Source organism: Pseudomonas fluorescens, assembly GCF_019212185.1.
GTDB lineage: Bacteria > Pseudomonadota > Gammaproteobacteria > Pseudomonadales > Pseudomonadaceae > Aquipseudomonas.
Genome location: NZ_CP078138.1, coordinates 6,315,160 through 6,336,245, shown reverse-complemented (window position 1 = coordinate 6,336,245; position 21,086 = coordinate 6,315,160). Strand labels below are relative to the sequence as shown.

The window sequence follows — 21,086 nt, the reverse complement described above, 5'->3', positions numbered from 1 at the left end:
GTATTACTCGGCGTTCGGATTGAGTCTGGCTTCGAGCTCCGCCACTTTCGCTTCAAGACTCTCCAGCCGCGCCCGGGTGCGCGCCAGCACGACCATCTGGCTGTCGAACTCTTCCCGGCTTACCAGGTCCAGCTTGCTGAAGCCGCTTTGCAGCAGGGCTTTGAACTGGCTTTCGATTTCGCTTTTCGGCAACGGCGTATCGCCGCTGAACAGGCGGGAGGCATGGCCGCTGAGGGCGTCGAGCAGGTCTTTGGGTGCAAGCATGGGAGAGAGGTCCTTAAAACGGATGGCGGGCAGTGTAACACGCAGCTTCGTGGCTCATTGATGCGGCTGCCTGCGCACGCTTTTCGCGCATTCTGCCGTCCGTCGGCGCACCGTTATTGTGCGTAACGCCAGTCCGAATCCTGCGTATTCGCGGGCTTTGACGGTTAAGAGATTGAAATCACGCGCTTTTCAGGACATGGCAAGCTTTCTGCTAAGACCACTGTGACCCCTGCACTGATGCAGTCGCTGTGACGAACGCAGTGCGGCAGGCGAAACGGGGAGTTTCGCCGGCAGCGGTTAACTGGTGTCAGTCGGGCGGGTACGGCCGACGATGCGTTACAAAGCCAGGCACTGCGCTTAGACTTGAGTCGGGTTTGTTTTCCTGGGGCAAGTCCACCTATTCGGGAGAGAGTTTTCATGAAGCTAGTCACTGCCATCATCAAGCCGTTCAAATTGGATGACGTACGCGAGTCGTTGTCAGAGATCGGCGTGCAGGGCATTACCGTCACTGAGGTCAAAGGCTTCGGTCGGCAGAAGGGTCACACCGAGCTGTATCGCGGCGCGGAATACGTGGTCGATTTCCTGCCCAAGGTGAAGATCGATGTCGCCATTGACGACAAGGATCTTGATCGGGTTATCGAGGCGATAACCAAGGCGGCCAACACCGGCAAGATTGGTGACGGCAAGATCTTCGTGGTCAATCTGGAACAGGCGATTCGCATCCGTACCGGCGAAACCGATACCGACGCAATCTAAGCCGCCACAAACCCAACGCCCCAGGAGAAAACAATATGACTCTGCGTAAATTCGCAGGGCTAGGAGCCCTGTTGTCCATCGTAATGCCCAGCCTGGCCATGGCGGCAGACGAAGTGGCGGCCCCAGTCCTCAACTCCGGCGACACTGCATGGATGTTGACCTCGACAGCCCTCGTGCTGTTCATGACCATTCCCGGCCTGGCTTTGTTCTACGCCGGTATGGTGCGCTCGAAAAACGTTCTTTCCGTGATGATGCAGTGCTTCGCCATTACCGGGTTGATCAGTGTTCTGTGGGTCATTTATGGCTACAGCATCGCGTTCGATACCACGGGTATGGAGCAGGGCGTCGTCAACTTCAACTCGTTCTTTGGCGGCATGGGCAAGGCGTTTCTCGCCGGTGTCACACCAGCGAGTCTGACTGGCCCGGCGGCGCTGTTCCCCGAGGCGGTATTCATCACCTTCCAGATGACCTTCGCGATCATCACTCCGGCGCTGATCGTCGGTGCTTTCGCCGAGCGCATGAAATTCTCCGCGATGCTGGTCTTCATGGGTATCTGGTTCACCCTGGTCTACGCACCTATTGCGCACATGGTCTGGTCCGGCAACGGCGGCCTGATGTGGGACTGGGGCGTGCTGGACTTCGCTGGCGGCACTGTAGTGCACATCAACGCCGGTATCGCTGGTCTGGTTTGCTGCCTGGTGCTGGGCAAGCGTAAAGGCTTCCCGACCACGCCGATGGCTCCGCATAACCTGGGTTACACCCTGATGGGCGCGGCCATGCTGTGGGTCGGCTGGTTTGGTTTCAACGCCGGTTCCGCCGCTGCGGCCAACGGCACTGCGGGCATGGCGATGCTGGTCACCCAGATCGCAACCGCTGCTGCAGCCCTGGGCTGGATGCTGGCCGAGTGGTTGACCCATGGTAAGCCAAGCGCACTGGGCATTGCCTCGGGCGTGGTAGCCGGCCTGGTAGCGATTACTCCAGCGGCAGGCACCGTGGGCCCAATGGGCGCTCTGGTGATCGGTCTGTCGGCGGGCGTGGTGTGCTTCTTCTGCGCCACCACCCTGAAACGCAAAATGGGTTACGACGATTCCCTCGACGCCTTCGGCGTGCACGGTATCGGCGGCATCCTCGGCGCGATCCTGACCGGTGTCTTCGCAGCACCGGCCCTGGGCGGTTTCGGCACTGTGACTGACATCGCCGCACAAGTCTGGATTCAGTGCAAAGGCGTAGGTTTCACGGTGATCTACACCGGTATCGTTACCTACATCATCCTCAAGGTGCTGGATGCCGTCATGGGTCTGCGTGTCACCGAGGAGGAAGAGGCAGTCGGCCTGGACCTGGCTCAACACAACGAGCGCGGCTACAACTTGTAAGCTGGCGCCCGAAAAAACTTGCCCGGCTTGCCGGGCATTTTTTTGTCCGGAATATTTCACTGCAGAGCTGGCTGAAAGGATTTTTCCTGGACCTTTACCGGGGTTTCTACTGCAGGTTTTTGTAGGGGCGATGGCTTACAGCAACGAAGGAATATTAGGGTCTTTGTTTTTTTCCAGAGCGCGCTAGAATGCGCCCCGAACGTGCGGAGAACTGTATGTGGCAACAGACTCTGATAACCCTGCGGGCCAGGCCTCGGGGCTTTCATCTGGTAACGGACGAGTTACTCGCCGGCTTGCCTGAACTCAAGGCATTCCGGGTCGGTCTGGTGCATTTGTGGCTGCAGCATACCTCGGCGTCGTTGACCATCAACGAGAATGCCGATCTGGCGGTCCGTCGCGACTTCGAACGGTTCTTCAATCGGCTGATCCCACAAGGCGCAGCCGGCTATGAGCATAACGACGAAGGCCTGGACGACCTCCCGGCGCACTTCAAGGCCAGTTTGCTAGGCTGTCAGTTGAGTTTGCCCATCACGGCAGGCCGATTGGCGTTAGGCAGCTGGCAAGGTGTTTATCTGGGCGAGCACCGCGATCATGGCGGTGCTCGCAAAGTCCTCGTCACCCTGCACGGTGAAGGGGCATAACCACTGGTTACCGGTGGATGTTGAATTTTTTCTGGCAGTCGTCGACAGGCGACCAGGCTGGGCTATAACTAATCTGCTTTTCGCAAGTCATGAGGTAGAACATGAGCGACGATGATCTGGAAAACGACGACCTCGAAGTAGGCGACGAAGACGAGACCGAAGAAGGCCTTGAAGCGGCAGCCGAAGACGTTGCCGACGACGATGGCGGTGATGACACGCCGGCCCCGACCGCCAAGGGCAAGGCCAAGGCTGCGGTGTCGGTAGACGAGCTGCCGAGTGTCGAAGCCAAGAACAAAGAGCGTGATGCTCTGGCCCGCGCGATGGAAGAGTTCCTGGCCAAAGGTGGCAAGGTTCAGGAAGTCGAGGCCAACGTGGTGGCGGATCCGCCAAAGAAGCCTGATAACAAGTACGGCAGCCGTCCTATCTAAGGACTGCTCCTTGCTTGCTGAAAAAGCCCGCCGTCGCTGCGGGCTTTTTCATGGCTCAAGCAAAACCTCGGGTCAGACCGCGCCGCTGTTCCAACGGGCGAGCAACGCCGGCAGTTCGGTCAGGCTGCGAATCTGCGCATCTGGCAAGCGATCCGCTTCCCAGATCTTGCCCGTCGGGTTGAACCAGATCGCGCGCAATCCTGCCTGCTGTGCCCCGGCAATGTCGTCGCCGGGATGATCGCCGATATGCACGGCCGTGCCTGGCGTGGCACCGCCGCGCTGAAGGGCCTCGTGGAACAGTCGAGCATCGGGCTTGGCGATGCCGATGTCTTCGGCGCACAAGGCAAATTTGAAGTAGTCCGCCAGCCCCAGGCGGCGCACGTCGGCATTGCCGTTGGTGACCACGCCGAGTGCGTAGTGGTTGCCGAGGATTTCCAGAGTTGGCGCCACGTCAGGGAAAATCTGCAGTTGATGGCGTGCGTGCAGGAACACTTCAAAGGCCTGGTCGGCCAATTCGTTGGCCTGCACCTGCGCGTAGCCGGCTTCTTCCAGTGCATGAAACAACACTCGGCGACGCAGTGCGCTGATGCGGTGTTTGAGCTGTGGCTCGCGCGTCAGTACCCGCTCGCGAATCGCATGCAGATGTTCGATCGGCAGGGCACCGAGCACCGGTGTATGTTCGGCCAGCCACTCACGCAAGGTGGCTTCCGCGCTGACGATGACCGGGGCGGTATCCCACAGGGTGTCGTCGAGGTCGAAGGTGATCAGTTGCACGGTCATTGTTCGTCGCCCTTGATGCGTTTGGCCCGTGGGTGGGCATTGTCGTAGACCGCGGCCAGGTGCTGGAAGTCCAGGTGGGTGTAGATCTGCGTGGTCTTGATATCTGAGTGACCGAGCAGCTCCTGGACGGCCCGCAGGTCTTGGGAAGACTCCAGCACATGGCTGGCGAAAGAGTGCCGGAGCATGTGCGGGTGCAGGTTTTGCCCCAGCTCGCGCTCGCCGGCGGCCTTGACCCTTGCCTGCACTGCACGCGGCCCCAGCCGCTGGCCTCTTTGGCCGATAAAAACCGCATCGTCTGTCGGATTGGCCAGTGCACGCAGGGGCAGCCACGCCTCAAGCGCCTCGCGCGCCTTACTGCCGATTGGCAGCACGCGGGTCTTGCTGCCCTTGCCGAGTACTTGCACCAGGCCATCGGCGAGGTCGAGTTGGTCGAGATTGAGGCTGGTCAACTCCGACAGGCGCAGGCCCGAGGAGTAGAACAGCTCAAGAATGGCCTGGTCGCGGCGCGCCAGGAAGTCATCCTCGACTGCGCCCTCGAGCAGTTGCAGGGCGCGGTCGGTGTCGAGGGTCTTGGGCAATCGCCGTTCGCCCTTGGGCGGCGCGAGACCGTTGGCCGGATCGTGATCGCACAAACCTTCGCGATTCAAATAATGGTAAAGCCCGCGCACCGCCGAGAGCAGCCGCGCCAGACTCCGTGAGGATTGGCCCTGGGCGTGTAGCCGTGCGACCAGGCTGCGCAGACGCTGAATGTCCAGCGCGCTCCAGGAGTCGATCTGCTGTTTTTCGCAGTGCGCGAGGACTTTGTTCAAGTCGCGACGATAGGCTTGCAGCGTATGGGGCGACACTTGACGCTCACTGCGCAAGTGCTCGCAGTAGGCGTCCAGTTGTCGTTCCATGGTCAGCGTACCGAGCGCAGGGTGCTGTTGACCCGTGGCAATACGCGCCCCATGACTTCAGCGATGTAGCTGAGAAACAGGGTGCCGACCGAGCTTTTGTAATGTTGTGGATCGCGGCTGGCGATCGCCAGCACGCCATGCAGGCCCAGATGACTGATACCCACCACGGCGGTGGAGCCGATCTGCTGGCGTTGGTCCTCGCCGAACAGGAAGTCCAACTCATGTTCACGCAGGCTGCCACTGACGCTTTTGCCTTCGGCCAGTAAACCGCCGATGGCTTTCTGTGCTTCGCTGGCGCTGACCCAGCGACCGACCGGCAACGGCTCGTCGCTGAACAGGATGAGGCTGACAAAGGGCACCTGGAAATCCTGGCGCAAGCTGTCTTCGACGCTCATGACCACATCGTCGAGGCTGCTGGCATCCATCAAGGCGAGGATCAGGCGGCGGGTTTTGTCGAACAGGCGATCGTTGTCGCGGGCGATGTCCATCAACTGCGAAAGGCGATGACGCATTTCGATGTTGCGCTCGCGGAGGATCTTCATCTGCCGTTCCACCAGCGAGACGGTGTCGCCACGCTGGTGCGGAATGCGCAGGGCGGGGAGCAGTTCTTCGTGCTCGACGAAGAAATCCGGATGAGCCTCCAGGTACGCGGCAATCGCCGCCGCCTCAAGGCTTTCGGAAGGGGATTCGTCGGGCTGTGGGGCTGGAACCTGAGGCTGATCAGTCATGGATTTGGCTCACTCAAAGACGCACTTGTCCTTCATATACGCGCACTGCCGGACCGGTCATCAGCACCGGTTGGCCAGGGCCTGCCCATTCAATGGAGAGGCGCCCGCCAGGCAGGTCGATCAATAGCGGCGAATCCATCCACCCCTGGCTGATCGCAGCCACGGCCGCGGCGCAAGCACCGGTACCGCAGGCTTGGGTCTCCCCGGCGCCACGCTCCCAGACGCGCAATTGCGCGCGGTGGCGGTCGATGACCTGGAGGAAACCGACATTGACTCGCGCCGGGAAGCGCGGGTGATGTTCGATCTTCGGCCCCAGTTCATGCACCGGTGCGTTGTTGATGTCGTTCACGCGCAACACGGCATGGGGATTACCCATGGATACCGCCGCCAGCTCTACGGTCTGACCATCGACGTCCAGTGGATAGCTAACAGCCTGCGCCTCGGCCTGGAACGGAATTTCCGCCGGCACCAGGCGCGGTGCGCCCATATTGACGCTGATCTGGCCGTCATTGCGTACATCGAGTTCGATGATCCCGCTTTTGGTCTCGACCCGAATCTGCCGTTTGGCGGTCAGGCGCTTGTCCAGCACGAATCGGGCAAAGCAGCGCGCGCCGTTGCCGCACTGTTCGACTTCGGAGCCGTCGGAATTGAAGATCCGATAACGGAAGTCCACGTCCGGATTGCTCGGCGCCTCGACGATCAGCAACTGGTCGAAGCCGATCCCGGTGTGCCGATCACCCCATTGCTTGGCGTGCTTGGGCAGAATGTGTGCGTGCTGGCTGACCAGGTCGAGAACCATGAAGTCGTTGCCCAGGCCGTGCATCTTGGTAAAACGCAGCAGCATGGGGTTACTCCGGCAGCAGGCTTTCGCCAGCAAACAACTCGGCTACCGTCTCGCGGCGACGCACTTCAAATGCCTGATCACCGTCCACCAGCACCTCGGCACTACGGCCGCGGGTGTTGTAGTTGGAGCTCATGACAAACCCGTAGGCACCGGCCGAATGCACGGCCAGCAGGTCGCCTTCTTCGAGCGCCAGTTGGCGGTCCTTGGCGAGGAAATCGCCGGTCTCGCAGATTGGACCAACGACATCGTAGGCACGTGCAGCGCTATCGCGCGGGCGCACGGCAGTGACGTCCATCCAGGCCTGGTACAGCGCCGGGCGGATCAGGTCGTTCATCGCCGCGTCGACGATGGCGAAATCCTTGTGTTCGGTGTGCTTGAGGTACTCGACCTGGGTCAACAGTACGCCGGCATTGGCCACGATAAAACGGCCCGGCTCGAACACCAGTGCCAGATCGCGACCATCGATACGCTCGCGAACCGCCTTGATGTAGTCGCCAGCCAATGGTGGCTCTTCATCGCGATAGCGCACGCCCAGACCGCCACCGAGGTCGATGTGACGCAGGTAGATGCCGCAGTCGCTCAGGCGATCGATCAAGCCCAGCAGGCGATCGAGGGCATCGATGAACGGTGGCAGAGTGGTCAGTTGCGAGCCGATGTGGCAATCGACGCCGACCACTTCCAGGTTGGGCAGTTGGGCGGCACGGATGTACACGTCTTCGGCATCGGCGATCGCGATGCCGAACTTGTTTTCTTTCAAACCGGTGGAAATGTACGGGTGGGTGCCGGCATCGACGTCCGGATTGACCCGCAGGGAGATCGGCGCGCGAACACCCAGCTCGGCAGCGACCACTTGCAGGCGTTCCAGTTCGTCGGTGGACTCGACGTTGAAGCAATGCACGCCGACTTCCAGGGCGCGGCGCATGTCGTCGCGGGTCTTGCCGACACCGGAGAACACGATCTTGTCAGCCTGGCCGCCTGCAGCCAGTACACGCTCCAGCTCGCCACGGGAGACGATGTCGAAACCGGCGCCCAGACGCGCCAGGACATTCAGAACACCCAGGTTGGAGTTGGCCTTGACCGCGAAGCAGATCAGGTGCGGCGTGCCTGCCAGCGCATCGGCATAGGCCAGGTACTGGGCCTCGATGTGCGCACGGGAGTAGACGTAGGTTGGCGTGCCAAAGCGCTCGGCGATGGCGGACAAGGCAACACCTTCCGCGAACAGCTCACCGTCACGGTAGTTAAAAGCGTCCATGATGTTCCCTTAGTAGGTGCTGTTGCTGTTGCTATGGTCGTGCGATTTCGCCTGCGACGACTTGGCCTGCTCATCTGCAGGCTTGCTGTCGTCAGGCAGATACAACGGACCTTTCTGGCCGCAGGCCGATAACAGGCAGGTAAAAGCGACGAGCGAAGTGAGCGCAGCAAGGGACGAGATCAGGCGCTTCATGGCGAAATCCTTGAAAATGCGTTAATTGCGCCGGAGTATACCGGCCACCCGGCACCTTGCCTATGCGACGGACAACCCGTCCGGCGGGGCTTTGTCCATCGCCGCTGATCATCCCGAGGGGCCCGGGTGGTTATTGTGCAAGCGGTTCCGGCGCTTGAACGGTATCCTTTGCAATCGCCCCGGCGCGTCCGTATCTTGCGGCGCTTGAGCGCAAGTAGACACTTTTCGAGGTTGCCGCAATGAGTTTGACTGAAGCCCGTTTCCACGATCTGGTCGATGCTACCCAGGAGAAACTGGAGGATATTTTCGACGACAGCGAGCTGGACATTGACCTGGAAAGCTCGGCTGGCGTGTTGACCGTCAAGTTTGAGAACGGCAGCCAGTTGATTTTCAGTCGCCAGGAGCCGCTGCGCCAGCTGTGGTTGGCGGCCGTATCCGGCGGCTTCCATTTCGACTACGACGAAGAAAGCGAGCGTTGGATGTGCGACAAGAGCGAAGAGCAACTGGGTGAAATGCTCGAGCGCATCGTCAAGCAGCAGGCGGATGTCGACCTCGAATTCGAAGGCCTTTGAGGTCGTGACTCAGACCGCCCCGGTTCGCCCGCCCAAGCCGCTGTACAGCAATGTCAGCCCGGCCGTGCCGTCGCCCTGCACCAGTGTCTGCCGACTCGACGAACTGAAAGTCTGCATCGGCTGCTTTCGCCACGTCGAAGACATTCGCGAGTGGCGTTCTGCTGATGACCAGCGACGTCGGGTGATTTGCCAGCAGGCGGCGCAACGCCGAAGTGCGAGCTGAGTCTGCCCGACCATGGCTTGTATATTTTTTGAGCTGTGATAGTGTCCGGTTACGCCTCAACTCATCGAGGCGCGTGAAAACCCCGCCTATTTTTTGGCGGGGTTTTGCTTTTTTCGTGCAGAAGAAAGGAGTCTGCCTGAATCATGACCGCACCTTCCATCACCCTTACCCGTCTGGACGTACAGCGTCTGGAACGCCTGATTGACGGCCTGGATGAAAAGCACCCGGGCGTGATTGCGCTGCAAACCGAACTGGATCGCGCCGAGACGCTGGTCGGTCACGATGAGGTGCCTGCCGATGTCGTCACCATGAATTCGCGGGTGCATTGCCGTGAAGAGAGTAGCGGCAAGGATTATCACCTGACCCTGGTTTATCCCAAGGATGCCAACGCCGACGAAGGCAAGATTTCCATTCTTGCGCCCGTGGGCAGCGCCTTGCTGGGCCTGAAAGTCGGCCAGCACATCGACTGGCCGGCACCGGCTGGCAAGACCCTGAAACTGACCCTGCTCGAAGTGGAAAGTCAGCCGGCCAACGGTGGCGCTTTTCCAGAGTGATCGGGCGCTAAACCTGTTCGAGCGCCTTGTTCAACGCGCGCTCCAGGTCTGCCTTGTATCGCAGATAAAGCTGACTTGAGCCTTGCCCGTCACCGGGCAGGCCGGACAGGTCGAGGTCGGTGATGTAGCACCGATAGGGTTGGACCTCACAACGCTGCTCGACAATTGCCTGCGCGACCACGGCAAACAACGCGTCGCCGTGCTCCACTTCGCTGAACTCTTGTTGATTGCAATACAGGGTGACCTGCACCTTCGTGGGGGCCGCTTTACCGATAATCGCCTGGACCTCATAGAACGGTTTTTTCGCAGCGCTCTGCGGTGCCGCTCGCGGTTCTACCCGGCGCGCCCGACCGCTGCCCGAGGCCAGCAATTGGTAGTACAGCACGTCTGGAACTGCGGTTGATTGGCTGGACTCCAGCGGCATCAATGCCTCGCGGCGGTACAGAATCGATTGCAGGAAGCGCTGTAAAGGCAGCAGCAGGCTGGTTTCGTCGTGAAACGGCTGGCGCTGTTGCCACAGCGTGTTGAACTCATCCAGCACATACAGTTCTGCTGAAGCGTCGAAGAGGCGATAGAACACCTGGATGCAGTCCGGCAGCCCCATGGGCAGGATCAGCGCAAGGTCCTCATCTTCGAGGGCCATCGGGTCCAAGTGCAGGGGGCTGTATTGCTTTTGCTCCTTGCCCAGGTAGTCCAGTAGCGCCGGCAGGTTGGCCAGGGCGACGTGCCTGACCTGTCCCGGCACCAGCTCCAGTACGTGGTAACGCTGCTGAACCTGAATCAGGTAGCGATGATTGAGCCCGCTGAGCAGCAGGTTCTGCGCGGTATCGAATATCTCTTCCACCCGCTGGGCAATGAACGGCGCCCGATTGTGGCAGAAGCATCGCACCCGGAGCTGCGGCTGTCGGGCGTCCTGTGGCAGCTCGTTCAGGTAGTCACGCAGGCAGTCGAGCAGGGCATGTGGTCCGTCGTGGCGGCTGACCAGCACCTCGTTCCAGCTGTTCAGCGTAACCCGGTCAAGGGTCAGCACCAGGTTTTCGCGCACGCCGGCATAGCTCAACGAGTCCGTACGCTCGGTGGTCATCAGGATATTCAATTCGCGATGCTGTTTGAGCGGGTCGATGCCGACGTTGACCAGGATCAGCACTTCGCCGGGGACGCTGGCGCGCAACAGCGGCTCTTCATCCACCATCGGCAAGGGGAGTGTGATGCTTTGTTGCAGGCTGCCCAGCAGGTTGAACAGTTCGAATTCACTGAGATCGCTGTCACCGGGGTGCAGCGCCAGGCGTGTGCTGCTGTCGATCACGCCGTTGCGATGGCTCCAGGTGAGCAGTTCCAGCAGGTGCCGGCTGCGCTTGATGGGCGAGAAATGCTCCCACTCCATCTTGCTCAGGCTGCCGTTGTACAAGCCCCAATGGCTTTGCCCTGGCTCGTTTTTATCGCGGGAGTGCACCAGGGTCAGGGTGTCCTCGGCCAGGTCCGGGGCGATGCCCGGATTGATCACTTCGACTTTGTCGGCTTTGCGCTCGAATGCCGCGTACAGCCTGCGCCCGAGTACTTTGAGGTCACGCTGGTTGGTCAGATTGGCGCTTTGCTCGTTGCGGGCGAATTGCGTCAGGAAGCGATAGCTGTAGTTGAGTTCACTGACCAGCGCTCGACGTTCTGCGCTGACCTGGCGGACCTTCCACTGGCTGCGGCTGTCGAGCATTGCCAGTTGCCGGTGATCCCAGTGCCATTCGCGGGTCAGGCGTTCGAGCAGTTGGCGCTGCCAACTGCTGCTGCGTTGCCGGCCGACGCCGGTAAGCTTGCGGTTGACCTTGAGGTACAGGGCGCGTCGAACCAGCTCCAGGCGCTCCGGCTCGCCCCTGGTCAGGAGATATTCCTCGATGCGGCGGTAGACCATGATGTACGGGTCCAGCTCGTCAAGGTCGAGGTGATTGGCGAATACCGCCTGCTTGAAGAGCAGACTCAGGCATCCCACATGTGGGTGTTCGCTGGCGTAGACCTCGATCAACAGCAGTTTGAGCACTGACTTGTAAGGCGACTCGATGCCCTTGAACAACTGCCAAAGCCCGGCGCCAATGAACTCCCCCGGCGGGATGTGCGCCAAGTGGCCGAGGTCGAGGGTTTCGTCTGCGCGGATAAAACGCTTGGACAGCAGGGTATGGGTGTACAGTTCGTAGCCGGCTTCTTCGTACACCGGTACCAGCCACCAGATCGGTGTCCGCCCGGCCAGCCAGATTGCGGTGCGGTAAAACTCGTCCAGCAGCAGGTAGTGCTGGGTGGTGCCGCAGTCTTCGGAGCTGAGTTGAGTGTCGCGCTCGCCGCGGACGAAGCGCTCCGCATCGATCAGGAAAAAATGCGCTTCAGTCCCCTGGCTCGCGGCCCAGGCTTCGAGCAACTGACATTTCTTGCGCAGTTCGGCGAGTTCGCTGTCGGTGAGGTCTGGGGCATGGCAAACCCAAACATCCATATCGCTCTGGTCGGCCTGGGCCAGAGTGCCGAGGCTGCCCATGAGAAACAGGCCGTGAATGGGGCGCGGCGGGTTGCCGTGACGGGCTCTGTAGGAGAAGGAGCGGGTCAGCCGCTGAGCTTCGGCGAGGGTCGCGGTGTCGGGCTCGAAGTTTGATAGTCCGGCGGGCGTGCTGCTCGAGACATATCCAGGCAGCAAGGGATGATTGACGTGGAAAAACAGCGGAAGAAGCTTCAGCACGACCTGCTGGCGTGGCGATAAACCTTCCAGGGTGCGTGCCAGCCGACCTTCGTTGAGCTTGAGAAAGCGCGCGCGCAGCTGTCCGAGAACCTTGCGATCAATGCCCTCATCCAGGTCGGGGCGGATTTCGTGGGTGCGGGTCATGTCAGCTTAAACCGGCTCGCAGTGAACGAACGAGGGAAGTCTCGGGACGGGAGCCAGTCTACAGCCTCGTGGGCATGACTTTTAAGCGGATTGTTGGTTCCTGGCGTCAAATTTCTACCAGCGGGCGACAGTCTGCCCGCGGAAATCCCGTCACAGGGGTTTCCGTGGGCGATTCAGATGGCTTTATGCGGTTTCTTCGACAGAAAGGATGGTCAGTACAGTCTGCACATTCTGCGCTGCGTCACGTCCCAGGCTGGTCAGGTAACCGCCATCGGGTTGGTCGATCAATTCTTTTTCGTACAGGCGTTGTGCGGCGGCAATCGCTTTCGGGGCAGCGGTCTGATGAATTTTCAGGCCTTCCTGGGAACTGTCCAGGTTGAAGAGTGCAAGGATTTCCAGTTCGGCAACCAACTCAGGGGTAAGCGACATAAGGACTCCAGACTTTCTAGGAATAAGACTCAAGCGCCCCTAAGGTGAACTCACTCGGCGTGGCTGTCCAGTGTTGGCTGAGAGCATTTCGTCGCAGATGAACCGTGCGCTCAGGCTCGCTCCCGGTATTTCGCGAGGTGCGAGTCGCGGGAGCGTCGGCTTATTGTTTTTCCGGCGGCAATTCGGGCAGGGCGCGCAGGGCCGTTTCGTACCACTCGGTGTCGAACGGGCGGTCGTCGTCGAGCATGGCGTCGATCTCGTAGGCCAGGACGTGGGCCATCAGATTGAGAATGTCGTCATGTTCGTAACCGACCAGGGTCAGTTTGTTGAATGTCGCTTTCGCAGCGGGCGGGTTGTCGCTTTCGATCTGGTTTTCGATCGCTTCGACCAGTGTGGTCTCGGCAAACTCTTCTTCGTCGTTGTCGATATCGGTTGGCTCGCTCATGGCAGGCTCCTCAAGGAAAGAGCGCCAGTTTACCTGTATTCAGCCCGCTGATGCTGCTGGCAAGAACCGCCTGAGGGATCTATAAACAGGCACTGCCCACCCCGCACGGCCTGGAGGCTTGTGATGCTCAAACTTTACGGATTCGCCGTCAGCAACTACTACAACATGGTCAAGCTGGCGTTGCTGGAAAAAGGCCTGCCGTTCGAAGAGGTCAGGTTCTACCCGACGCAATCGCCTGAATCGCTGGCGATCAGTCCGAGGGGCAAGGTACCGGTGCTGGGCACCGATCAGGGGTATGTCAACGAGACGGCGGTGATCCTCGACTATATCGAGAGTAGCCAGACGGGCAAGCCGCTGCTGCCGACCGAGCCGTTCGAGCGCTCGCAGGTGCTGGCGCTGGCCAAGGAAATCGAGCTGTACATCGAACTGCCAGCGCGCGCCTGTTATGGCGAGGCGTTTTTTGGTGGGACTGTGCCTGACGCCATCAAGGAAAAAGCTAAAAATGAACTGCTCCTGGGGTTTGCAGCCCTGGGTCGACACGGCAAATTTGCGCCCTACGTGGCGGGCGATAGCCTGAGCCTGGCGGATCTGTATTTTCTCTACAGCGTGCCGTTGGCTTATGGAGTTGGGAAGAAGTTATTCGGGATTGATGTGCTGGCAGAGTTGCCGCAGGCGAAGGGGTTGTTGGAGCGGCTGGAGCAGAACCCGAATGTGCAGAAGGTTGGGGCAGACAAGGATGCGGCGATGCCGGAGTTTTTGGCGATGATTGCTGCCAAGAAATAGGGCTTGGCTGGTTTTTGGATAGCTTTCGCTGGCAAGCCAGCTCCTACAGGTCGATATCGCATCTGTGGGAGCGGGCTTGTCGAATCGTCACACCGCCGCGAACGTTTTATCGGCTGGCCAACAACGCCTGACCGCGTGCCACCGCCGACTTCACCTGCGCCGGCGCGGTGCCGCCTATGTGGTCGCGGGCGTTCACTGAGCCTTCCAGGGTCAGCACGGCAAACACGTCCTGCTCGATCTGGTCGCTGAATTGACGCAGTTCTTCCAGGCTCATCTCTGCGAGGTCCTTGCCGCTCTCCACGCCGTATTTCACCGCGTGGCCGACAATTTCGTGGCAATCACGGAATGGCAAGCCGCGACGCACCAGGTAGTCCGCCAGGTCGGTGGCGGTGGAGAAACCGCGCAAGGCCGCTTCACGCATGATGGCGTGCTTTGGCTTGATCGCCGGGATCATGTCGGCAAAGGCCCGCAGCGAGTCGCGCAGGGTGTCAGCGGCGTCGAACAGCGGCTCCTTGTCTTCCTGGTTGTCCTTGTTGTAGGCCAACGGTTGGCCCTTCATCAGGGTTAGCAGGCCCATCAGCGCGCCGAACACCCGGCCGCTCTTGCCGCGTACCAGCTCCGGCACGTCCGGGTTTTTCTTTTGCGGCATGATCGAGCTGCCGGTGCAGAAGCGATCCGGCAGATCAATGAACTGGAACTGCGCACTGGTCCACAGCACCAGCTCTTCGGAGAAGCGCGACAGGTGCATCATCGCGATGCTGGCGGCGGCGCAGAACTCGATGGCGAAATCGCGATCGGACACGTTATCCAGCGAGTTGCCACCGACGGCGTCGAAGCCCAGCAGTTGTGCGGTCAGCTCACGATCGATCGGGTAAGTGGTGCCGGCCAGCGCGGCGCTGCCCAGGGGCATGCGGTTGGTGCGCTTGCGGCAGTCGACCAGACGCTCAAAGTCACGGCTGAGCATCTCGAACCAGGCCAGCATGTGATGCCCGAAGGTCACCGGCTGGGCGGTTTGCAGGTGCGTGAAGCCTGGCATGATGGTCTCGGACTCGCGCTCGGCCTGTTCCAGCAGACCTTTTTGCAGGCGGGTGATTTCAGCGAGGATCAGGTCGATCTCGTCACGCAGCCACAGGCGAATGTCGGTGGCTACCTGGTCGTTGCGGCTGCGACCGGTGTGCAGCTTCTTACCGGTGACGCCGATACGGTCGGTCAGGCGCGCCTCGATGTTCATGTGCACGTCTTCCAGGTCGATGCGCCAGTCAAAGGTGCCGGCCTCGATTTCGCCCTGGATGGTGCTCAGGCCTTCGATGATGCTGTCGCGCTCGGCATCGGTCAGCACACCGACCTTGGCCAGCATGGTGGCATGGGCGATAGAGCCCATGATGTCGTGGCGATACAGGCGCTGGTCGAAAGTGACGGAGGCGGTGAAGCGGGCGACGAAGGCGTCGACGGGCTCACTGAAGCGGCCGCCCCAGGACTGATTGGTCTTGTCAGTGCTCATGAATTCGCTCGTGATCGGCTGAAGGAGAATGGCGTGAAAACCTGCGGCGGATAATAACAGGGTTGCCAATCGTGTCGGTGACACTGGTCAGCAGGTTTTTGCTGTTTTGCGCGGCCCTGCAGCACGGGCTGTCGCCGAGAATGCGCAACGATATTTGTCAATTGCCGACGGTTGGCACGGCGAACGTCTACAGTTGGACGATAGGGGCCGCGTGATTGTGCGTTTCAGGTGCGCGCCGGCCCGACTCCAGGCCGACAGTTGAAGAGCGGGGGTGTACATGGTGGCTATCAACATTCCCTGCAGTACTGACTCGCCAGGACTGAGTTTTCACGCTGCCACACCGACACTGATAAATATTGCTGTCCGACGTGCGGCACTTTTCGGCGCTCGCGCTAGTCTTAGCGTGGATCGCGGTGACGGATGTCACTTTACCTGTCTACGCTATCCTTGTGCGAGACTCACGCAGGAATCCAGCGCAATATGAATGTCCTGATCGTTGATGACGAACCCCAAGCCCGCGAGCGCCTGAGCCGTATGGTCAGTGAGCTCGAGGGATACAACGTCCTGGAGCCCAGCGCCACGAACGGCGAAGAGGCGTTGACCCTGATCGACAGCCTGAAGCCCGATATCGTGCTGCTTGATGTGCGCATGCCTGGCCTCGACGGGTTACAAGTGGCCGCTCGCCTGTGCGAACGAGAGGCCCCGCCAGCGGTGGTGTTCTGCGCCGCCCAGGAAGAATTTCCCATTGAGGCCCTGCAAGCCAGTGCAATGGGCTATCTGGTCAAGCCGGTCCGTGCCGAGCTGCTGCTCGAAGCCCTGAAAAAGGCCGAGCGCCCCAATCGCGTGCAACTCGCGGCCCTGACCCGGCCAGCAGCGGAAAGCGGCAGCGGGCCGCGCAGTCACATCAGTGCTCGAACCCGCAAAGGTATTGAGCTGATTCCATTGGCACAGGTCGTCTATTTCATTGCCGATCACAAGTATGTGACCTTGCGCCATGAAGGTGGCGAGGTCCTGCTCGACGAGCCGCTCAAGGCGCTGGAGGACGAGTTCGGCGACCGCTTCGTGCGTATCCACCGCAATGCGCTGGTGGCGCGCGAGCGAATCGAGCGTCTGCAACGGACTCCGCTCGGGCATTTCCAGCTGTTTCTCAAAGGTCTGAACGGTGATGCGCTGATTGTCAGTCGGCGCCATGTCGCTGGCGTGCGCAAGATGATGCAGCAGCTTTAAACCGCGAGCCGCACGCGGTTTTCAGATCCCTTTTCCGGGCATGTCAGGCCAGGGAGGCCACGTTGCCCCTGATACAAGTCAAAGCGAATTTGGCTGAGCTGTTATTATCCGCCGTATCTATTCAGTACGGATTGATCCATGTCCCCTCGCGAAATCCGCATCGCTACCCGCAAAAGTGCCCTGGCCTTGTGGCAGGCCGAATACGTCAAGGCTCGTCTGGAGCAGGCTCACCCCGGCCTGATCGTGACGCTAGTGCCCATGGTCAGTCGCGGCGACAAGCTGCTGGACTCGCCCCTGTCGAAAATCGGTGGCAAAGGCCTGTTCGTCAAGGAGTTGGAAACCGCGCTGCTTGAAAACGAAGCCGACATCGCTGTGCACTCCATGAAAGACGTACCCATGGACTTCCCGCAAGGACTGGGCTTGTATTGCATCTGCGAGCGCGAAGACCCGCGCGACGCGTTTGTTTCCAATACCTACGCCAGTCTTGAGGCGCTGCCCCAGGGCAGTGTGGTGGGTACTTCCAGCTTGCGCCGCCAGACCCAGTTGCTGAGCCGCCGACCGGACCTGCAGATCCGCTTCCTGCGTGGCAACGTCAACACTCGCCTGGCCAAACTGGATGCGGGTGAGTACGACGCAATCATTCTTGCGGCTGCCGGGCTGATTCGCCTGGGCTTCGAAGATCGCATCAGCTCCTCGATCAGCGTCGACGACAGTCTGCCTGCCGGTGGCCAGGGCGCGGTGGGTATCGAATGCCGCAGTGCCGACAGTGAAATCCACGCCCTGCTGGCGCCGCTGCATCATCAGGACACTGCGACCCGTGTGAGTGCCGAGCGCGCGCTGAACAAGCACCTCAACGGTGGCTGCCAGGTGCCGATTGCCTGCTATGCCGTGCTCGAGGGTGAGCAGGTCTGGCTGCGTGGCCTTGTAGGTGACCCGAATGGCACTCTTTTGCTTAATGCCGAGGCTCGGGCCCCACGTGGCGATGCCGAAGCTTTGGGCGTGAAAGTCGCCGAAGATCTGTTGAACCAGGGGGCCGACACTATTCTGAAAGCGGTCTACGGTGAGGCGGGGCACGAGTGACAGGCTGGCGCTTGCTGCTAACGCGCCCGACGGAAGACTCTGCGGCGCTGGCGGCTTTTTTGGCGCGAGAGGGGATTTTCAGCAGCAGCCTGCCGCTTTTGGAAATGGAGCCGGTTTCGGCCTCTGCCACAATGCGCAAAGTGATCGAGCACCTGGATCGTTATTGCGCGGTGATCGTGGTCAGCAAGCCGGCCGCCCGCATGGGGCTTGCCTTGATCGCACCGGCATGGCCACGGCTGCCGCACCTGCAGTGGTTCAGTGTCGGCGCGGCGACTGCGCAGGTACTCCAGGAGCACGGGCTGCAGGTGGGTTTCCCGACGCAAGGCGACGACAGCGAAGCCTTGCTGGCGATCGAGTCATTGCGCCAGGCAATCTCCCGGCCCGACGCGCGCGTGTTGATCCTGCGCGGGGAGGGCGGGCGTGAACTGCTGGCTGAGCGTTTGCGTGAGCAAGGTGCTAGTGTCGATTACCTGGAAGTGTACCGGCGGAGCCTGCCGCCTTATGCGTCCGGAGTCTTGCCCGAGCGGATTGCGGCGGAACGCTTGAACGGCCTGGTGGTCAGCAGTGGACAGGGTTTTGAGCACCTGCGGCAAATGGCAGGTGAAGCCTGGCCGGCGCTGGCGCGGTTGCCGTTGTTCGTTCCCAGCCCCAGGGTCGCCGAGATGGCGCGATTGGCAGGCGCCAAACTAGTTGTGGATTGTCGTGGTGCCAGTGCCACGGCTTTGCTGACGGCGTTGCGGGAAACCCGACCCGTTCTCTAATGCAAAGGATGGATACGTGAGCGAAACAGCCTTGCCAAAAGATGACCTGCAACCCGCGCTCGACGTGCCGGTTGAACCCGTAAACAGCCCGGCACCGCGCCGGGGCAATGGCCTGGCGCTTGTGGCGTTGCTGGTAGGCGCCGCAGGCGTTGCCGTCGGCGGCTGGGGTGTCTGGCAGGTGCGCACGCTGCACGCCAACACCCAGCAGCAATTGGGGCAGTTGCAGGCGCTGAGTGACCAGTCGCAGAGTCTGAAACTCAACGAGCAACGCCTGTCGGCGCGCCTGGATCAATTGCCGGCAGCCGAAGAACTGGAAGAGCGGCGCCGCCTGGTCGCGCAGTTGCAGGGTGACCAACAACGACTCAATCAGCGTCTGGAAACGGTGCTCGGCGCCAGCCGCAAGGACTGGCGCCTGGCCGAAGCCGAGCACTTGTTGCGCCTAGCCAGCTTGCGCCTCTCGGCACTGCAGGACATCAGCAGCGCCCAGGCGCTGGTCCAGGGGGCGGACGAAATCCTCCGTGAGCAAAACGATCCGGGCTCTTTCGCTGCACGTGAGCAGATCGCCAAGAGTCTGGCGGCTCTGCGCAGTACCGAGCAGCCCGACCGCACCGGGCTGTTCCTCAAGCTGGGGGCGCTGCGTGATCAGGTCACCGAACTGACCGAGCTGGCGCCGGAGTACCACGATCGCGGTGAGTCCTTGCTGGGGCTGACCGCCGATGGCGATGGTGCCAGTCGCTGGGCGCAATGGTGGGATCAGATCTCGCGCTACATCCGCATCGATTTCGGCGCCGACAAGAATATTCGTCCGTTGCTCGCCGGCCAGAGCCTGACCCAGGTGCGCCTGGCGTTGAGCCTGGCACTCGAGCAAGCGCAGTGGGCCGCGCTCAATGGGCAGGCGCCGGTCTACACCCAGGCGCTGGCGGAAGCTCGTGACGTGCTCAAGGGCAGCTTCAATCAGGACAACCCGCAAAGCAAAGTCATGCTTGAGCAGATCGGTGAACTGAGTCAGCAGCCTGTCACGGTGCTCACCCCGGATCTGGCGACCACACTAAGCGCAGTCCAGGGCTACCTCGAACGCCGTAACGTGAATGCCGAGGAGTCGGTCAAGCCCGCTGCCAAGGCTGCCGGAGCCACGTCGGAGACCCGCCAATGAAGCGCCTCTACATCATTGTGTTTCTGGTCATAGCAGCCGCCGGAGCCCTCGGCCTGGCGATCGCCCAGCACGCCGGTTACGTGTTGATTGCCTACAACTCCTTTCGCTATGAGTCGAGCCTCTGGGCCACCTTGCTGTTGCTGGCGGTGATCTGGCTGGTGCTGTGGGGCGTCAAAGCATTGATCGAGTTGGTGGCCGTCTCCAGCGGTGTGGTCAATCCGTGGTCCAATCGAAATCGCAGCCGGCGAGTACAGGTGGCAATCGAACATGGCCAGCTGGATCTCGCGGAAGGTCGCTGGGCCAGCGCACAGCGCCATCTGCAGCGCGCCGCCGAAGCCGAGCGTCAACCATTGCTGTATTACCTGGGGGCTGCCCGGGCGGCCAATGAGCAAGGGCGCTACGAGGAGTGCGACAACCTGCTGGAGCGAGCGTTGGAGCGCCAGCCTCAGGCCGAGTTGGCAATTGCCTTGAGTCATGCGCAATTGCAGACCGACCGTGGCGATACCGACGGTGCCCTGACCACTCTGGTAGCGATGCATGAGCGTCATCCCCATAGCGTGCAGGTATTGCGTCAGTTGCAGCGCCTGCATCAGCAGCGCGGTGACTGGTCGTCAGTGATTCGCTTGTTGCCCGAATTGCGCAAGGACAAGGCGCTGCCTGCCAGTGAGTTGGCAGAATTGGAGCGGCGGGCCTGGGGTGAAAATCTCAGCCTCGCGGCGCATCGGGACGATAGCGGTGCGGTCGGCCTGCAGTCGCTCAACCGCGCCTGGCAACAGCTCACCTCGGCTCAACGCCAGGAACCTCAGTTGGTGCTGGCGTATGCCGAACAGTTGCGCCAATTGGGCGCCGAAGTTGAAGCCGAGGAAGTTCTGCGCACCGCACTCAAGCGTCATTACGATAGCCATCTGGCACGTTTGTACGGTTTGCTGCGCGGCAGTGATCCGGCGCGACAGCTGCAAACCGCCGAGGCTTGGTTAAAGGATCATCCGAACGACCCAAGCCTGTTGTTGACCCTTGGGCGGCTGTGCCTGCAAACCAGTCTGTGGGGCAAGGCGCGGGACTATCTGGAAAGCAGCCTGCGCTTGCAGCGCAATCCCGAAGCTTGCGCCGAGCTTGCTCGATTGCTGGCTCAACTGGGGGACACCGAGCGCAGCAACCAGCTTTTTCAGGAAGGCCTGGGGTTGCTGGATGAGCGCCTACTGGCGTCACCCTTGCCCGTTCCCGCTCGCGTGTAGGATTACATGGATGCAGGCTCGTCCGAACGGGCGAACCTGCTACCTGAAACGCGCCGTATCTGCTTCAGTGTGTATGTCGTAGGCAGAGTCTTACGAGGGACTACACGTTTTC

Annotated in this window: 24 protein-coding genes and 1 pseudogene; 14 read left to right on the top strand and 11 right to left on the bottom strand. The window is 60.9% G+C overall.

The features are described 5' to 3' along the window. Nucleotides 1-3: 3 nt before the first annotated feature. Complete coding sequence (locus tag KW062_RS28755; protein ID WP_027616844.1) at nucleotides 4-264, bottom strand: accessory factor UbiK family protein; 261 nt, start codon at nucleotides 262-264, stop codon at nucleotides 4-6. A 417-nt stretch (nucleotides 265-681) separates the two neighbouring features. On the opposite strand from KW062_RS28755, the gene glnK reads away from it, so the two are divergent. The 4 genes from glnK (at nucleotide 682) to sutA (ending at nucleotide 3,462) form a co-directional block, all read left to right on the top strand. After that, entirely contained in the window at nucleotides 682-1,020 is a 339-nt protein-coding gene (glnK, locus tag KW062_RS28750; protein WP_002555808.1) for a P-II family nitrogen regulator, read from the top strand. Between the two features lie 35 nt (nucleotides 1,021-1,055). Beyond that, entirely contained in the window at nucleotides 1,056-2,393 is a 1,338-nt protein-coding gene (locus KW062_RS28745; protein WP_027616845.1) for an ammonium transporter, read from the top strand. Nucleotides 2,394-2,608: 215 nt separating this feature from the next. Next, a complete protein-coding gene (locus KW062_RS28740; protein WP_027616846.1) occupies nucleotides 2,609-3,034 on the top strand; it encodes a secondary thiamine-phosphate synthase enzyme YjbQ in 426 nt (141 codons plus the stop codon). Between the two features lie 101 nt (nucleotides 3,035-3,135). Further along, the gene (gene sutA / locus KW062_RS28735; protein ID WP_027616847.1) at nucleotides 3,136-3,462 is read left to right on the top strand and encodes a transcriptional regulator SutA; all 327 of its coding nucleotides are present in this window, start codon (nucleotides 3,136-3,138) and stop codon (nucleotides 3,460-3,462) included. A gap of 72 nt (nucleotides 3,463-3,534) precedes the next feature. On the opposite strand, the gene KW062_RS28730 is transcribed toward sutA, so the two are convergent. Genes KW062_RS28730 through lptM form a run of 6 tightly spaced genes read right to left on the bottom strand, consistent with a single transcriptional unit; the run spans nucleotide 3,535 to nucleotide 8,154 of the window. Next, entirely contained in the window at nucleotides 3,535-4,242 is a 708-nt protein-coding gene (locus KW062_RS28730) for an HAD family hydrolase (RefSeq protein ID WP_027616848.1), read from the bottom strand. Further along, a complete protein-coding gene (xerC, locus tag KW062_RS28725; protein WP_027616849.1) occupies nucleotides 4,239-5,138 on the bottom strand; it encodes a tyrosine recombinase XerC in 900 nt (299 codons plus the stop codon). Before xerC ends, KW062_RS28730 begins: the two co-directional genes overlap by 4 nt. 2 nt (nucleotides 5,139-5,140) lie before the next feature. Then, nucleotides 5,141-5,866 (bottom strand): DUF484 family protein, encoded by a 726-nt coding sequence (locus tag KW062_RS28720; RefSeq protein WP_027616850.1) that lies wholly within the window; start codon nucleotides 5,864-5,866, stop codon nucleotides 5,141-5,143. 13 nt (nucleotides 5,867-5,879) lie between these two features. Continuing rightward, nucleotides 5,880-6,710 carry a diaminopimelate epimerase gene (gene dapF, locus KW062_RS28715; protein ID WP_027616851.1) on the bottom strand — a complete coding sequence of 277 codons (831 nt, stop codon included), beginning with the start codon at nucleotides 6,708-6,710 and terminating at the stop codon, nucleotides 5,880-5,882. Nucleotides 6,711-6,714: 4 nt separating this feature from the next. Beyond that, a complete protein-coding gene (gene lysA / locus KW062_RS28710) occupies nucleotides 6,715-7,962 on the bottom strand; it encodes a diaminopimelate decarboxylase (protein WP_105753580.1) in 1,248 nt (415 codons plus the stop codon). A 9-nt stretch (nucleotides 7,963-7,971) separates the two neighbouring features. Beyond that, complete coding sequence (gene lptM, locus KW062_RS28705) at nucleotides 7,972-8,154, bottom strand: LPS translocon maturation chaperone LptM (RefSeq protein WP_105753581.1); 183 nt, start codon at nucleotides 8,152-8,154, stop codon at nucleotides 7,972-7,974. A gap of 239 nt (nucleotides 8,155-8,393) precedes the next feature. Between lptM and cyaY the strand changes: the two genes are divergently transcribed. The 3 genes from cyaY (at nucleotide 8,394) to rnk (ending at nucleotide 9,503) form a co-directional block, all read left to right on the top strand. Beyond that, nucleotides 8,394-8,726, top strand: coding sequence for an iron donor protein CyaY (gene cyaY / locus KW062_RS28700; protein ID WP_105753582.1), 333 nt, complete (start codon nucleotides 8,394-8,396; stop codon nucleotides 8,724-8,726). Between the two features lie 4 nt (nucleotides 8,727-8,730). After that, a complete protein-coding gene (locus KW062_RS28695) occupies nucleotides 8,731-8,949 on the top strand; it encodes a DUF1289 domain-containing protein (protein ID WP_105753730.1) in 219 nt (72 codons plus the stop codon). A gap of 143 nt (nucleotides 8,950-9,092) precedes the next feature. Beyond that, nucleotides 9,093-9,503, top strand: a complete 411-nt coding sequence (rnk, locus tag KW062_RS28690) for a nucleoside diphosphate kinase regulator (protein ID WP_105753583.1) — start codon at nucleotides 9,093-9,095, stop codon at nucleotides 9,501-9,503. Nucleotides 9,504-9,510: 7 nt separating this feature from the next. On the opposite strand, the gene KW062_RS28685 is transcribed toward rnk, so the two are convergent. The 3 genes from KW062_RS28685 to KW062_RS28675 all read right to left on the bottom strand — a co-directional run bounded on the left by KW062_RS28685 (nucleotide 9,511) and on the right by KW062_RS28675 (nucleotide 13,234). Beyond that, nucleotides 9,511-12,360, bottom strand: coding sequence for a class I adenylate cyclase (locus KW062_RS28685; protein ID WP_105753584.1), 2,850 nt, complete (start codon nucleotides 12,358-12,360; stop codon nucleotides 9,511-9,513). A 183-nt stretch (nucleotides 12,361-12,543) separates the two neighbouring features. Beyond that, nucleotides 12,544-12,789 (bottom strand): TIGR02647 family protein, encoded by a 246-nt coding sequence (locus KW062_RS28680; protein ID WP_027616858.1) that lies wholly within the window; start codon nucleotides 12,787-12,789, stop codon nucleotides 12,544-12,546. 160 nt (nucleotides 12,790-12,949) lie between these two features. After that, nucleotides 12,950-13,234 carry a hypothetical protein gene (locus KW062_RS28675; protein ID WP_105753585.1) on the bottom strand — a complete coding sequence of 95 codons (285 nt, stop codon included), beginning with the start codon at nucleotides 13,232-13,234 and terminating at the stop codon, nucleotides 12,950-12,952. A gap of 123 nt (nucleotides 13,235-13,357) precedes the next feature. On the opposite strand from KW062_RS28675, the gene KW062_RS28670 reads away from it, so the two are divergent. Further along, on the top strand, nucleotides 13,358-14,017 hold the full coding sequence (locus KW062_RS28670) for a glutathione S-transferase family protein (protein WP_105753586.1): 660 nt from the start codon (nucleotides 13,358-13,360) through the stop codon (nucleotides 14,015-14,017). Between the two features lie 106 nt (nucleotides 14,018-14,123). Here the strand turns inward: KW062_RS28670 and argH are convergent, their stop codons facing one another. Continuing rightward, nucleotides 14,124-15,518: an argininosuccinate lyase gene (argH, locus tag KW062_RS28665; RefSeq protein WP_105753587.1), complete on the bottom strand. Its 1,395-nt coding sequence runs from the start codon at nucleotides 15,516-15,518 to the stop codon at nucleotides 14,124-14,126. A gap of 346 nt (nucleotides 15,519-15,864) precedes the next feature. Here argH and KW062_RS29360 point away from each other — a divergent pair. The 6 genes and pseudogenes from KW062_RS29360 to KW062_RS28635 form a co-directional block, all read left to right on the top strand. Next, nucleotides 15,865-16,002 (top strand): annotated as a pseudogene (locus KW062_RS29360) (sensor histidine kinase); the annotation flags it as partial. After that, nucleotides 15,999-16,745, top strand: a complete 747-nt coding sequence (locus KW062_RS28655) for a LytR/AlgR family response regulator transcription factor (protein ID WP_105753588.1) — start codon at nucleotides 15,999-16,001, stop codon at nucleotides 16,743-16,745. The pseudogene KW062_RS29360 and the gene KW062_RS28655, both read left to right, overlap by 4 nt. A 138-nt stretch (nucleotides 16,746-16,883) precedes the next feature. Beyond that, entirely contained in the window at nucleotides 16,884-17,825 is a 942-nt protein-coding gene (gene hemC, locus KW062_RS28650) for a hydroxymethylbilane synthase (RefSeq protein WP_105753589.1), read from the top strand. Continuing rightward, nucleotides 17,822-18,586, top strand: a complete 765-nt coding sequence (locus KW062_RS28645) for a uroporphyrinogen-III synthase (RefSeq protein ID WP_105753590.1) — start codon at nucleotides 17,822-17,824, stop codon at nucleotides 18,584-18,586. The genes hemC and KW062_RS28645 overlap by 4 nt, the downstream gene beginning before the upstream one ends. Before the next feature lie 16 nt (nucleotides 18,587-18,602). After that, nucleotides 18,603-19,739, top strand: a complete 1,137-nt coding sequence (locus KW062_RS28640; protein WP_027616865.1) for a uroporphyrinogen-III C-methyltransferase — start codon at nucleotides 18,603-18,605, stop codon at nucleotides 19,737-19,739. Continuing rightward, nucleotides 19,736-20,974, top strand: coding sequence for a heme biosynthesis protein HemY (locus KW062_RS28635; protein WP_027616866.1), 1,239 nt, complete (start codon nucleotides 19,736-19,738; stop codon nucleotides 20,972-20,974). Before KW062_RS28640 ends, KW062_RS28635 begins: the two co-directional genes overlap by 4 nt. Nucleotides 20,975-21,086 lie beyond the last annotated feature (112 nt).